We start from the raw sequence: 13110 nt of genomic DNA, 5'->3' as shown, positions 1-13110 counted from the left end.
AAAAGGGTAGCCCGCCCGATTCGCCGCAAAGCTACGTTCAGCCGGTATCCGATCGGCACAAAACGATCAAGCCGAATTCAGATCCGGTTCCGCGAACGGCAAGAAGCCCCGGCCACTTCGCCAGGGCCTCTTGCGTTGATCATTTCGTGGCGGACTCGATGTTCTGCCGGTAGGTCCCGATGACCCGAGCCGCCTCCTGCAGCTCCTCCGTCATCCGCTGGAATGCCGTGCGGTAGTTCTGCCATGCCTGCTGGAAGCGCTGCGCCCCGGGGCCCGTCCACGCGGTGCCGACCTTCGCGGCCTCACGGTCGAGCGCGGTCATGGTGGTGCGGACCGCCTCCGACTGCTGCGTGAACTGGCTGGACATCTGCTGCATTTCCGCGAGGTCGCCGCCGAACATGCTCTGGCTCATGCATACCCTCCTGGGGAACCTGTGAAAGCGCCCTCACCCTAAGGAAAGGCCACCGCCCGTCGCCGGAGATATGCCAAGCGGCTATGGTCTACCCGAGGAATGCTCGGATCTCATGGGATACCGCCCGCACCTTCAGGAAGCCGGGATGACCAGCGGCGACAGGGTCTGCTCCCGGACGCCTGAGCCGGGCGCGTCCCGGGGCAGGATGCTCGACGCGAACGACGGCGCGCACGCAGGGGCCGCCGAACCTAGCAGGAAGGACGAGAGCCGGTGCGGAAGGTTCTGATCGCCAATCGCGGCGAGATCGCCGTGCGGGTGGCACGCGCGTGCAAGGACGCAGGCATCACCAGCGTGGCCGTCTACGCCGACCAGGACCTCGACGCCCTGCACGCCAAAGTCGCCGACGAGGCGTACGCCCTCGGCGGGCGCACCCCTGCCGAGACCTACCTCGACGCGGGCAAGCTCCTCGACATCGCACGCCGCAGCGGTGCCGACGCCGTCCACCCCGGCTACGGATTCCTCGCCGAGAACGCCGGCTTCGCCCAGGCCGTCATCGACGCCGGTCTCATCTGGATCGGCCCGCCGCCCGCCGCGATCGCCGCGCTCGGCGACAAGGTGCAGGCCAGGCACATCGCGCAGAAGGTCGGCGCGCCGCTGGTCGCGGGCACCAAGGACCCGGTGAGCGGGGTCGCCGAGGTGCTGGCGTTCGCCGAGGAGCACGGCCTGCCGATCGCCATCAAGGCCGCGTACGGCGGCGGCGGGCGCGGCATCAAGGTCGCCCGCAGGATGGAGGAGGTCGCCGAGCTGTACGAGTCGGCCGTCCGCGAGGCGGTGGCCGCGTTCGGGCGCGGCGAGTGCTTCGTCGAGCGCTACCTCGACCGGCCCCGCCACGTCGAGACCCAGTGCCTGGCCGACGCCCACGGCAACGTCGTCGTGGTGAGCACCCGCGACTGCTCGCTGCAGCGCCGCCACCAGAAGCTGGTGGAGGAGGCGCCCGCGCCGTTCCTCACCGACGCCCAGCTCGACGTCCTCTACTCCAGCTCCAAGGCCATCCTGAAGGAGGCGGGCTACGTCGGGGCCGGCACCTGCGAGTTCCTCGTCGGCCAGGACGGCACCATCTCCTTCCTGGAGGTCAACACCCGGCTCCAGGTCGAGCACCCCGTCACCGAGGAGGTCGCGGGCATCGACCTCGTACGCGAGATGTTCCGCATCGCCGACGGCGAGCCGCTCGGCTACGACGACCCGGCGCTGCGCGGCCACTCCATCGAGTTCCGCATCAACGCCGAGGACGCCGGCCGCGGCTTCCTGCCCTCCCCCGGCACGCTGACCACGCTGCGCGCGCCGTCCGGGCCCGGGGTGCGGCTCGACTCCGGTTACGAGGCGGGCATGACGGTGCCGGGGACGTTCGACTCGCTGGTGGCCAAGCTGATCGTCACCGGCCGTACGCGGCAGGAGGCGCTCGAACGCGCCCGCAGGGCCCTCGCCGAGTTCGAGATCACCGGCATGCCGACCGTGCTGCCGTTCCACCGGGCCGTGGTCACCGACCCGGCGTTCACCTCCGAGCCGTTCTCGGTGCACACGCGGTGGATCGAGACGGAGTGGGAGAACACGGTGGCCCCGTACGAAGGGGACGTCGCGACCGCCGAGGAGACCCCCAAGGAGACCGTGACGGTCGAGGTGGGCGGCAAGCGGCTGGAGGTCGTGCTGCCCGCCGGGCTCGGCGCGTCCGCACCCGCGCCGGCCGCCCGCGCCAAGGCGCCGAGGCGCGCCGGCGGAGGCGCGAAGAAGCCCGCGGCCGGCGGCGACGCGCTGGTCAGCCCCATGCAGGGCACGATCGTCAAGGTCGTGGCGAACGACGGTGACACGGTGAACGAGGGCGACACCGTCGTGGTCCTGGAGGCCATGAAGATGGAGCAGCCGCTGGCCGCCCACAAGTCCGGCACGGTCACCGGGCTGACGGCGGCGGTCGGGCAGACGGTCAGCTCGGGCGAGACGATCTGCGAGATCAAGGACTCCTGACCGTACGTACGGGACTCCACGGCTTCCACGGAGAGCGTCCCCCGGCGGAGGGTTTGGCCGGGGATCGACCCTGCCCGGACCCAACCGGTGCCAGGCTGTTGCGCCACGGAGCGCTCCTGCGCGGCTCCGGACGGGTAGCGTGCCTCTTGAGGAACTTTGCCGACCGCCCATTCGTCCTCAAGGGCGAAGGAGGCTTGCTGCCCATGACCCATTCGCTGCGCCGAGCAGGGGCCGCGTTCGCGGCTCTGATCGCCGGTCTTATCGTCGTTCTTGCGCTTTCCCCTGCCGCCAACGCGGCGGCTCCCCCGGATGCCGACACCGTCGTGTCCAACTGGAAGAAGGCGCCGCTTTATGTGGTGGCCGGCTCATCCTTGTCGTCCGGCCAGGAGAGTGAGATCAACGACGCGCTCAAGGACGCTGACACCAAGATCTACGCTGTGGCGCTGCCCGATGGCACGATTGACCAGTCCAATGTCAGGACTTACATGAGCCAGCTCAGCTCCGCGTTGAGCAAGGCGGGACGTCCTCGTGCGACCATCGCCGTCCTCGACGGCACGACCCTTTTCGCCGGTTCGAGCGCCCTGCGCACCGGTGTCGCCGGTGAGCTGGCCAACCTCGCCGTCAACGCCAACTCGGGCGACGTCGTGGCCGGCATGAAGGACTTCGCCAACCGCGTCGACATGGCCGCCAAGGGCGACCGTTCGGCGCTCGACAGCGGCAGCCAGGCCGACCCCGGCTCCGGCGGCACCGGAGCGCTGATCGCACTCGGCGCGCTGGTCCTCGTCGGCGGTGGCGGCTACTTCCTCTACTCCAGCAAGCAGAAGAAGAAGCGGGCCATCCAGGAGGCCAAGGAGCTGGAGGCGGTCAAGCAGACCGTCGAGGAGGACGTCACCAAGCTCGGCGAGGAGATCACCGCCCTCGACACCGACGTCAAGCTGGCCGGTGAGGGCGGCAAGCACATCGACGAGTGGCAGACGGCGCTCGACGCGTACGAGAAGTCGAAGACCCAGCTCGCCGGCGTGCAGCGGGCCGAGCAGATCCGTGAGGTCACCCAGACGCTCGAAGACGGCCGTTACGCGCTCGCGGTGGTCAAGGCCAAGGTCAACAACGAGCCGGTGCCCGAGCGCCGGGCGCCCTGCTTCTTCAACCCGCAGCACGGCCCGTCCGTCCGCGACGTCCGCTGGGCTCCGCCCGGTGGCACCGTCCGCGACGTGCCCGCCTGCAAGATGGACGCCGAGGCGGTCGAGCGCGGCTTCGACCCGCAGATGCGCGAGGTCATGGTCGACGGCCAGCGCCGGCCCTACTACGACGCGGGCCCGGCCTACCAGCCCTACGCCTACGGCTACTACGGCGGCTTCGGCGACATCATGACCGGCATGTTCATCGGCACCATGATGGGCAGCATGCTGAGCGGCGGCTGGGGCATGGGCGGCTACGGCGCCGGTTACGCCGAGGGTTACGCCGACGCCGGCGGTGACTTCGGCGGTGGCGGCGACTTCGGCGGCGGCGGCTGGGGTGACTTCGGCGGCGGAGGCGACTTCGGCGGCGGAGACTTCGGCGGCGGCGACTGGTAATCCGCCCGGGTCCTAGAGCACGACAGAGAAGCCCCGGTTCAGGTTCGCCTGAGCCGGGGCTTCCCCGTGCCGGCACACTTCGGGCTGCGGCGGACCGACGCTCCAGGCGGCGAGCCGACACTTCGGGCGGCGGGTCGAACCGTAGACGCCGCACGAATCGCCGGTGGAGCGCACCGTCTTGCCGGCAGGGTTGCGGAAGGCCGGGATGTCGTGCGTGACAGGTCGGCCGGCGGATCGCACTCAGACGTCCTCGGCCTGGCCCCGGCCTCAGTTACCGCTTGAGTGGCTGGTGGAAGCGGACCGTGTTGCCGGCGGGGTCGCGGAAGGCGGCGTCGCGGACGCCGTAGGGGCGGTCGATGGGCTCCTGGAGGACTTCGGCGCCGGTGGCGCGGACGCGCTCGAAGTCGGCGTCGAGGTCGTCACTACTGAAGACGATCATCGGCAGGACGCCCTTGACGAGCAGTTCGCGCAGCGCGTCGCCGTCCTCCTGGGAGCGGCCCGCGTACGGGCTGGAGAGCACCAGCTCGGGCCCGCCGTGCACCGGGTCGGACAGGCTCACCCAGCGCTGCTGCCCGGGCCCGTTGTCGCCGGTGACCTTGAAGCCGAGCGCGTCGCGGTAGAAGGCGATCGCCTCGTCCATGTCGTCCACGGTGATGTGACAGTACTGAAGTGCGAGAGTCATGCCGCCACGCTAGGAGGCGCCGCCCCGGGAGGCTTCTTCAAAGCTGACCGCTTCACGATCACCGTGCCGGCGCGCCGCTGCCGTTCGCGGCGCCGTTTCCGGTCGTACGGGACAAAACGGCCTGGCGCTGTCGGGGGTGGCCTGCAGAATGGCGGATGTGATCTATCTTGCCGAGGGTGAGCGGGTGGCGCTGCGCTACCTGTGCCTGCAGGACTACGAGGAGCTGACGGCCCTGCACAGGGAGAGCGCCGAGATGCTCGCCCGCTGGATGCCGGGCCCGCCCATCGTCACGTACGAGGCTTTCGTGAGCTACCTGTCCAGGTTCGACGGGCCGGCGAACGAGGGTTTCCTGATCTGCCGGCGCGACACGGGCGCGATCGTCGGCCGGGTCAACGTCAACGACATCATCAGGGGCACGCACCAGAGCGGCACCATCGGCTACTGCGCGTTCGCCTCGACGACCGGCCGCGGCTACATGACGGAGGGCCTGCGGCTGCTGGTGAGGCACGCGTTCGGCGAGATGGAGCTGCACCGGCTGGAGGCGAACATCCAGCCGCGCAACACCGCCTCGATCAACCTGATCAAGCGGGTCGGGTTCCAGCGGGAGGGCTTCTCGCCGAGATTCCAGTTCATCGACGGCGCCTGGCGCGACCATGAGCGCTGGGCCCTCACGGTGGAGATGACATGAGAGAGCCGGCCCGGGTGCTGCTGCTCGACCACGGGTGGCGGTGAGCGAGCGCGGCTGGACGCGCGAAGGGCGCCACCCGGGCTCGCCTCGCTGCTGGGACGCCGCATCGCCCGCCTGCGGATCGTCAGGTCGTGGGAAGGAGGGTGCCCAGGGGGCCGAGGTCGAGGTTGAGGTCCTCGGGCGTGAGGTCGAAGCGCTCGCACAGGTCGGCCATGGCCTCCTCCAAGCGCATCAGCGTGACGCCGAGCGTCTCGATCTGCTCGTCCGTCAGGCTGCCCTCCTCCATGCGGCGTACGCACTGGCGCTCCACGAGCTGGCGGACCAGCTCGATGATGGTGAGGACGAGGCGGGACAGGTCGCGCTCGACCGTCTCAGGGTCGGCGGTGATGCGCCGGCATGGTGCCTCCATGGTGACCGTCACAGGCTCCCTTCCAGCTCGTCGACCGAGGCGATGACGGCGTTCAGCGAGATGCGGACGAGGTCGATGTCGGCGATGGACAGCACGAGGTCGCCGGTCAGCACCACGCCGCCGGCGAGCAGCCGGTCCAGCAGGTCCACCAGCGCGATCCGCTCAGGGGGGAGCTGCTCCAGCGCCACCACGTCCCGCATCACGCCTCCCCAGCCGCGCTGTCGCGGATCACGCCGTCTCCATGACCGTGAACGAGTACGGCGCCCACGGGCCGGTCAGCCTGACCTCGACGCCGTCGCCGCCCAGCGTGCCCGCCAGCTCGGTGAACTCCGCGGCGCGCGCCTCGTCCACCAGGTACGCGCCGTTCAGCAGCATCCAGTCGTTACGGCCGGACAGGCGCGGGTCCTGGGGGCGGTGGCGGCAGCCGTCGGCGGCCAGGGCCGACAGCGTGCGGTGGATGTGGTCGGCGCGGCGCAGCGCCTGCGCACGGAGCTGCTCACGACCGCGCAGGCTCGCCCGCCGCCGCTCCAGGTACGCCCGCCCCGGCCGCGATTCCCGTTCATCGCCGTTCCGGCACCGCGCCGCACGCGCCTCACCGTCCCGGTCGCGCCGGTCCTCCTCCACGGCCGCCCCGCCGGACGACACGGCGGCGCCGGAGCCTGCCCGTTCGGAGGCGTCCGTCGCGGCGGCGGCGCGCGCAGTCGGGCCCGTCGCCGGGCGGCCGACCGCGGTGAGCTCGGCCGCGGCGGGTTCGGGCACGGCGGGTTCGGGCGCGGCGGTGTAGACCTTGACGCCCCATTCCTGGCGGCCCGTCACGTGGGACAGCACCCGCTGGAACGCATCCCCGCGCCGTTCCAGCAGGTCCACCACCTGGTCGTCGCCCGCGTAGACGGTGACGAGCCGGACCGGCGCGGTGGTGGTGACGGCGGCGACCGCGTCGACCACGCGGTGGTGGGCGCGGGCGGTCTCGGCCAGCCAGTCCAGATCCTCCAGGGAGCGCCGCAGCGGCTCCTCGCCGAAGCTGTCGAGCGGCACCGTGCTCACGTACGCCACGAGCCCGTCGTGGACGATGGTCCGCACCGGCGCCCCCGACACGCCGGAAAGGATCTCGCCGACCGGCAGCGGCTCGCGGGCCACCGCGTACAGGTACGTGCCGTCAGCCATGGTCCGCCTCCCGTCCCTCGGCGATGGCCAGGCGGCGGCGCAGCCTGCGGTTCTCCTCGACCAGCTCGCGGTCCCGGCCGGAGAGCCAGGGGTCGTGCGCCCACCAGTCGATGCCCAGCTCCCTGGCGGTGTCCACGGACGCGATCAGCAGCCGCAGCTTGATCGTGAGCAGCTCGATGTCCAGCAGGTTGACCCGGATGTCCCCGGCGATGACGATGCCCCGGTCGAGCACGCGCTCCAGGATGTCGCCGAGGTTGGCGGGCTCGCGGTTGCTGGGTCCAGCACCGTACGAGGGGCGGACGACCGGACCGGATGAGGCCACCATGTCACGCCTCCCCGAAGTCGGCGTTCGACCGCCGGTAGCGGCGGATTCTCCGATATGACAGCAAGCTGCCCCCCTTATCCATCTCCACCCGGTAGACGGCGAGCATGTCGCCCGACGACGGGATGCGGCGGTCCTCGACGATCTCGACCTCGACCAGCCAGCCGTCGTCGGCGGGCATGACCGAGGTGATGCCCTCGGGCTCTTTCCTGGTCAGCTCGGAGATGAGGCGCAGGCCCGCGCCGCCCGCCGCGGCGGCGTCCAGCTCCCCCACCTCGGGCTCCTCCGATTCGAAGTCCTGCTCCTCGGTCTCCACTACGTACCTGCCTGAGGCGGGCCGCTTGGCGCTCACCCCGGCTCACCTCCCCGTCGCCAGGCGCAGGACCTCTTCGACGGCCCGGCGTTCCTCTTCCTCCGAGATCTGGCCGGCCTGCCTGGCCGCCTCGATCGCCTCAAGCCGCCTGCGCACGGCCGCGGGGTCGCGCAGCTCGCGCTCGGCCTGGTCCTGAATCATCTCGGCCAGCCGGACCAGGCCGCGCATCGGCGCCAGCGGCCAGGTGAAGATCAGGGAGATCAGGCCCACGCGGCGCACCCCCTCACGCCTGCGCGATGACGAAGTCGTACGGAGCCATCGGGCCGAGCAGCCGCAGATCGACCCGGTCGGTCCAGCGCTCGCCGAACTCCTTCAGCGCCTGCTCGAGCTCCTTGCTCTTATCGGCCTTGACGAGCAGGGCGACGTGCGCGGCGTCCCATTCGTGCGACGGCTCCCGCAGCGACGCCTGCAGGTAGTGGCCGGTCAGGCCGTCGAGCAGCAGGCGGGTGTCCATGTCGCGCTTGGCCTCGACGGAGGCGGTGATGATCTCGCCGAGCCTGATCCGCTCGTTGCGGGTGGCGTCCTCGGAGGTGCCGCGGATGGCCTCGCGCAGCGAGGCGGCCTCCGGGCTCTCGGCGAGGATCTCGGCGAGCACGGCCCGCTCCTGGTAGCGGCCCTTGACGACGTACTGGGTGGTGCCGGTGAGCTCGTCGAGCGCGGCGCGGAAGTCGTCGTGGTGCGGCCCGAGCAGCTCGTCCACGACGGCGCCGGTGCCGGAGAGCACCGCGCCGAACCGGAACGGCAGCACCGGCCCCTTGGCGGCCATGCCGTCCAGCAGCTCCTCGTGCGCGAGCAGGTCGGCGGGCCTGCCGAGCGGCCGGTCCACGTTCACGTCGCTGACGACGGCGGCGATGTCGCGGTGCGTGATGAGCCGCACCTCGCTCGGAGGCTCGCCCAGCCCCTTCTGGTCGCGGCTCACCTCGGTCTCGGCGGGGACGATGCCGTAGACGTAGGTCGCGAGGTTCTGGGCCTCCTGGGTGGCCTGGCCTGCCCCGGAGACGTTGGTCGAGCGTCCCATGGCGCTGCTTGTCCTCTCACTTGAAACGCATCTTGGTGGGGGCGCTCCGGGGTTGCTTGCGCTGGTGTTCCTCGTCCGAGCCGCCGAGCTCGCGCGGCTCCTCGTCGCCGCCCTCGACCATGCCCTGGATGACGTCCTTGGACTTGTCCTGGCCGACCGCGCCGGTGACCGTGCCGACGGCCTCGGGCAGGCTCTGCTCGGTCTGCGACAGGTCGAGCCGGTTGGCGGCCTCGGCGAAGCGCAGATACGTGTCCACGCTCGCCACGACGACGCGCGCGTCGATGGTCAGGATCTCGATGCCGACGAGGGACACCCGGACGTAGGCATCGATCACGAGCCCTCGGTCGAGGATCGTGTCGATGACGTCGGCGAGGCCGGTGGGTCCCCGCCCGCCGCCCTGCCCGGCCGACGCCGGTTGCACAGACGTAGTCATTGTGTGGTTCTCCCTCCGCCTCACCCGGCCTGCCCGATGAAACCGACACGGAACCACATATGACTGAAAACCGGACAGATTTGGGGTGCGCCTCGCTTACGAGCGGTGACGCACCGCGATTCTTGAGCCCGGAGGGTGTTTATCTCACAGACGCCGGCACCTGAGAGCTCAGGTGCTCGCGCGTACGACGAGCTGCGGCGCGAGCAGCGTCGAGTCGGGCACGCCACGGCCCTCCAGCTTGTCCATCAGCAGCCGCACCGCCTCCCTGCCCACCTCCTCGGCCGGGATCAGCACCGAGCTCAACGGCGGGCTGGCCCGCTCGGCGACGTCGTCGGGGCAGATCGCCACCACCGCCACGTCGTCCGGCACCCGGCGGCCGAGCTGGCGCAGCGCGGCCAGCACGTGACCCACCGCCGACTCGTTGTGCACGACGAGACCCGACAGGCCGGGGTGGTCGAGCAGCAGGTCGCGGACCGTCTCGTACACCTCGTCGAACGTCTCCTCGCAGGGCAGCGCGACGCCCTGGACGCCGTGCGTCTCCAGCGCCTCCACGAAGCCCTCGCGGGTACGGGTGGCGAAGCCGGTGCCCCGGTCGTACACGACGGAGGGGGCGCCGAGCAGCGCGATCTCCTCGTGCCCGCGCTCGGCCAGGTGCTCGACGCAGCGCGCGCCGGCCGCCGCGAAGTCGAGGTCGACGCAGGTCAGCCCGGCCGGCTCGGCGGGGAAGCCGATGAGCACGCTCGGCTCGGGCAGCTCGCGCAGCAGCGGCACCCGCGTGTCGTCCAGCTCGACGTCCATCAGGATCAAGGCGTCCACCAGCGCGCTCGCGGCCACCCTGCGGATGCCCGCGGTGCCCTCGTCGGCGGTCAGCAGCAGCACGTCATGGTCGTAGCGACGGGCCGCGGTCACGACCGCGCCGGCGAACCGCATCGCCACCGGCACGTGCATGCCGGCACGCAGCGGCAGCACGAGCGCGATCACGTTGGAGCGCTTGCTGGCCAGCGCGCGGGCGCCGGCGTTGGGGTGGTAGCCCAGGGCGCGGACGCTGTCGAGCACCCGCTTGCGGGTGTCGGCCGAGATCGTGCGCTTGCCGCTCAGCACGTACGACACCGTGCTCACGGCCACGCCCGCGTGCTTGGCCACCTCCGCGATGGTGACCGTGCGCCCGCTCAAGCCTCGGCTCCTAAGTCGATCACTGTCAGCGTCACGCCTTCGTTCTCGAACACCACATACAGATCGTGCACCCCGTCCACGGCTTCGAGGGAGGCCGGAATGGCGTGATGCTCGTACCGGCCGGTGCGGGGCACGGGGAAGGCGGCCAGCTCCCGGCCGTGCAGCGGGTCGCCGAGCCGTACGGTGATCACGCCGCCCTCCGTGCTGCCCGCCGTGACCACACACGTGGTGGCACCGGTCAGATCGACCTCGCGGAACAGGATCCAGGCGCCCTCGGCCTCGGAGCGCACGGCGTCGCCGTCCAGCCGGCTCTCGTCCACGAACGTGATCGCGTCGTAGGCGTCGTGGCAGGCCGCGCGCAGGGGCCCGCGCTGCGGCGGGATGTCCTCGCCCTCGACCTCGAAGCCCGCGCTCAGCCGCAGGTCGGTGGCGCTGCGGCCGACCATGAGCCGGTGCGGCGCGCGCTCGACGACGAACCTGCCCCTGGTCACGTCCCAGAACGCCAGCTCGGAGACCGGCAGCCGCAGCTCCACGGTCCGGCTCTCGCCCGGCTCCAGGCGTACCTTCTCGAACCCGCGCAACCGGCGCAGCGGCTGCTTGACCCGGGAGCGCTGCTGGTGGGTGTAGAACTGCACGACCTCGACGCCGGGCCGCGACCCGGTGTTGGTGACCGTCACCTCGGCCCGCAGCTCGTCGCCGTCGAGGCGGACGCGCAGCCCGCTGTAGCCGAACGTGGTGTAGCTCAGCCCGTGGCCGAACGGGTGCAGGGGGACGCCGCGGAAGTACTGGTAGGTGGCGTCGGAGGTGACGATGTCGTAGTCGAGCAGGTCGGGCAGCTCGTGTTCCGAGCGGTACCAGGTCTGGGTCAGCCGGCCCTCGGGGTCGGCGTCGCCGAACAGCACCTCGGCCAGCGCGTGGCCGTACTCCTGGCCGCCGTGCGCCGACCAGAGCACGGCGGGCAGGTCGCGGGCGGTCCAGGTGAGCGGGTAGCCGCTGGTGAGGACGAGGACGGTGCGCGGGTTGGCCGCGCGCACCGCGCGTACGACGGCGTCCTGTGCGGGGGCCAGCGCCAGCGTGCTGCGGTCCTCGGTCTCGCGGCCGTTGACCAGCGGGTGGTCACCGGCCACCACGACCGCGACGTCGGCCTCCGCGGCCAGCTTCGCGGCCTCGGCGGCGCCGCTCCTGACCACGTCCATGGTCAGCCAGAGCGCCTGGTCGGCGTCGTCCACCAGGCGCAGCACGCCGTCGTCGCCCGCGCCGACGTAGCTGCCGGTCGCGATGTGGCGCAGGGCGAGCATGCCGCGCGGCCGCTCCTCCATGCGGAACGTCTGGCGCACCTCCCACCCGTTCGGCCCCGGCTGGTCGTTGACCAGGGTGGTGCCGTCCACGGAGACGAACCTGCCGGTGACCACGGCGCGCAGCGCGTACGAGCCGCCGCCCCAGTCGAAGACGTCGAACAGTCCCGCTTCGGACGCGCCCACGGTGAGCGGCCCGCCCGCCGGGTCGGCGGCGACGGGACCCGCCTCGGCGGTCAGCGTCACCCGGTCCACCGCCTCGCAGAACACGGTCTCGCACCGCTCGGCCAGCCCGGCGCGGGCGGTGACGGCGTACGGCAGCGTGCCGCTGTACCAGTCCTCCATCAGCGTGTCGCCGAGCTGCCCGAGCACCGCGATCTTGCGGACGTCGCGCAACGGCAGCAGCCCGTCGTTCTCCAGCAGCACGAACGAGCGCCGCGCCGCCTCCCTGGCCAGCGCCCGGTGCTCGGGGCAGTTCACCACGCTGTCGGTGATGTCGTCGTACGGCGTGGCCGGGTCGAACTCGCCGAGCCTGAACCTGATGGCCAGGGCGTGCCTGGCGGCCTCGTCGATGTCCCGCTCGGTGAGCAGCCCCTGGTCGAGCGCGGCGCGCAGGTGGCCGAGCGTGGCCTGCGCGCGGTCGTCGTCCTGGGTGAAGCTGTCCAGCCCCGCCTTGACCGCGTGCGCGTACGCCTCGGGCAGCGCGTCGTAGTAGCCCTGCAGGCCGGTGAGGTTGCCCGGCGCGTACGCGTCGCTGACCACCAGCAGATCGCCCGGCGCCCAGGCGCGCAGCACCTGCCCGATGAGCGGGCTGAGGTGCGCGGGCCGCCCGTTGACCAGGTTGTACGACGGCATGACCGCCACCGCCGCGCCCGACTCGATGGGCCCGCGGAAGGCCGGCAGCTCGTACTCGTGCAGCACCCTGGGCGGCAGGTTGCTGGAGGTGGTGCAGCGGTCGGTCTCGTTGTTGTAGGCGAGAAAGTGCTTGAGCGTGGGCGCGGTCTTGAGCACGGCCGGGGGCCCATCAGCGTCGGGAGCGCTCCCATTCAAGCCGCGGGCGTACGCCGTGGCCAGCAGAGAGGTCAGCCACGGATCCTCGGAGTAGCCCTCCTCGTTCCGCCCCCACCTCGGGTCGCGCAGCGGGTTGACCACCGGCGCCCACACGTTGCGCCCGGCGCCCGCCGGGTCCTTGTGGTGGAAGGCCAGCACCTCGTCGCCGGTCGCCGCGCCCACCCGGTGCAGCAGGTCGGGGTCCCAGGACGAGGCCAGGCCGATGGCCTGCGGGAAGACGGTGGCGGGACCGAGCCAGGCCAGCCCGTGCAGCGCCTCGGTGCCCGTACGGAAGGGGCCGATGCCCAGCCGCTCCACCGGCGCCTGGTACTGGTGCAGCAGGCCCAGCTTCTCTTCGATGGTCAGCCTGCTCAGCACGTCGTCGATCCGGTCGTGAAGGGGGACCGCTGGGTCGCGGAAGGGGGGTTCTTGCATGATCATCCCTCTGAGAGTGTCGAAGCGCTTCGACGACCGGCCTGGGGAAGTTACGCGGACATT

The 13110-nt window shown here is 71.4% G+C and carries 15 protein-coding genes; 3 read left to right on the top strand and 12 right to left on the bottom strand.

Features of this window, described 5'->3' with window-relative positions:
- Positions 1-139: 139 nt before the first annotated feature.
- Positions 140-412 (bottom strand): WXG100 family type VII secretion target, encoded by a 273-nt coding sequence (locus tag ACFMQL_RS18835; protein ID WP_364059866.1) that lies wholly within the window; start codon positions 410-412, stop codon positions 140-142.
- A gap of 270 nt (positions 413-682) precedes the next feature.
- On the opposite strand from ACFMQL_RS18835, the gene ACFMQL_RS18830 reads away from it, so the two are divergent.
- Both ACFMQL_RS18830 and ACFMQL_RS18825 read left to right on the top strand, forming a co-directional pair.
- Positions 683-2431 (top strand): biotin carboxylase N-terminal domain-containing protein, encoded by a 1749-nt coding sequence (locus ACFMQL_RS18830; RefSeq protein ID WP_364059863.1) that lies wholly within the window; start codon positions 683-685, stop codon positions 2429-2431.
- 203 nt (positions 2432-2634) lie between these two features.
- A complete protein-coding gene (locus tag ACFMQL_RS18825) occupies positions 2635-4005 on the top strand; it encodes a hypothetical protein (RefSeq protein WP_364059860.1) in 1371 nt (456 codons plus the stop codon).
- Positions 4006-4276: 271 nt separating this feature from the next.
- Here ACFMQL_RS18825 and ACFMQL_RS18820 read toward each other — a convergent pair whose 3' ends face one another.
- Positions 4277-4687, bottom strand: coding sequence for a VOC family protein (locus ACFMQL_RS18820; protein ID WP_364059857.1), 411 nt, complete (start codon positions 4685-4687; stop codon positions 4277-4279).
- Positions 4688-4844: 157 nt separating this feature from the next.
- Here ACFMQL_RS18820 and ACFMQL_RS18815 point away from each other — a divergent pair, with 157 nt between their 5' ends.
- Positions 4845-5375 (top strand): GNAT family N-acetyltransferase, encoded by a 531-nt coding sequence (locus tag ACFMQL_RS18815; RefSeq protein WP_364059854.1) that lies wholly within the window; start codon positions 4845-4847, stop codon positions 5373-5375.
- A gap of 124 nt (positions 5376-5499) precedes the next feature.
- On the opposite strand, the gene ACFMQL_RS18810 is transcribed toward ACFMQL_RS18815, so the two are convergent.
- The 10 genes from ACFMQL_RS18810 to ACFMQL_RS18765 form a co-directional block, all read right to left on the bottom strand.
- On the bottom strand, positions 5500-5796 hold the full coding sequence (locus tag ACFMQL_RS18810) for a gas vesicle protein K (protein WP_378786263.1): 297 nt from the start codon (positions 5794-5796) through the stop codon (positions 5500-5502).
- Positions 5793-5984 carry a gas vesicle protein gene (locus ACFMQL_RS18805; protein ID WP_364059848.1) on the bottom strand — a complete coding sequence of 64 codons (192 nt, stop codon included), beginning with the start codon at positions 5982-5984 and terminating at the stop codon, positions 5793-5795. The genes ACFMQL_RS18810 and ACFMQL_RS18805 overlap by 4 nt, the downstream gene beginning before the upstream one ends.
- Positions 5985-6012: 28 nt before the next feature.
- On the bottom strand, positions 6013-6948 hold the full coding sequence (locus ACFMQL_RS18800; RefSeq protein WP_364059845.1) for a GvpL/GvpF family gas vesicle protein: 936 nt from the start codon (positions 6946-6948) through the stop codon (positions 6013-6015).
- Positions 6941-7273: a gas vesicle protein GvpJ gene (gene gvpJ, locus ACFMQL_RS18795; RefSeq protein WP_364059842.1), complete on the bottom strand. Its 333-nt coding sequence runs from the start codon at positions 7271-7273 to the stop codon at positions 6941-6943. The genes ACFMQL_RS18800 and gvpJ (ACFMQL_RS18795) overlap by 8 nt, the downstream gene beginning before the upstream one ends.
- A gap of 1 nt (position 7274) precedes the next feature.
- Positions 7275-7622: a gas vesicle protein GvpO gene (gene gvpO / locus ACFMQL_RS18790; protein WP_364059839.1), complete on the bottom strand. Its 348-nt coding sequence runs from the start codon at positions 7620-7622 to the stop codon at positions 7275-7277.
- Between the two features lie 6 nt (positions 7623-7628).
- A complete protein-coding gene (locus tag ACFMQL_RS18785) occupies positions 7629-7853 on the bottom strand; it encodes a gas vesicle protein GvpG (protein WP_364059836.1) in 225 nt (74 codons plus the stop codon).
- A gap of 13 nt (positions 7854-7866) precedes the next feature.
- Complete coding sequence (locus ACFMQL_RS18780) at positions 7867-8661, bottom strand: GvpL/GvpF family gas vesicle protein (RefSeq protein WP_364059833.1); 795 nt, start codon at positions 8659-8661, stop codon at positions 7867-7869.
- A 16-nt stretch (positions 8662-8677) separates the two neighbouring features.
- Positions 8678-9094, bottom strand: coding sequence for a gas vesicle protein GvpJ (gene gvpJ / locus ACFMQL_RS18775; RefSeq protein WP_364059830.1), 417 nt, complete (start codon positions 9092-9094; stop codon positions 8678-8680).
- Positions 9095-9262: 168 nt separating this feature from the next.
- Positions 9263-10267 (bottom strand): LacI family DNA-binding transcriptional regulator, encoded by a 1005-nt coding sequence (locus ACFMQL_RS18770; RefSeq protein WP_364059827.1) that lies wholly within the window; start codon positions 10265-10267, stop codon positions 9263-9265.
- Positions 10264-13053, bottom strand: coding sequence for a glycoside hydrolase family 3 C-terminal domain-containing protein (locus tag ACFMQL_RS18765; RefSeq protein WP_364059824.1), 2790 nt, complete (start codon positions 13051-13053; stop codon positions 10264-10266). The genes ACFMQL_RS18770 and ACFMQL_RS18765 overlap by 4 nt, the downstream gene beginning before the upstream one ends.
- Positions 13054-13110 lie beyond the last annotated feature (57 nt).

It is taken from the genome of Nonomuraea fastidiosa, from assembly GCF_042751225.1.
GTDB classification, from domain to species: Bacteria; Actinomycetota; Actinomycetes; order Streptosporangiales; family Streptosporangiaceae; genus Nonomuraea; species Nonomuraea fastidiosa.
Note: the sequence above shows the minus strand (reverse complement) of the source record. Positions and strands in the feature narration are given on the sequence as shown.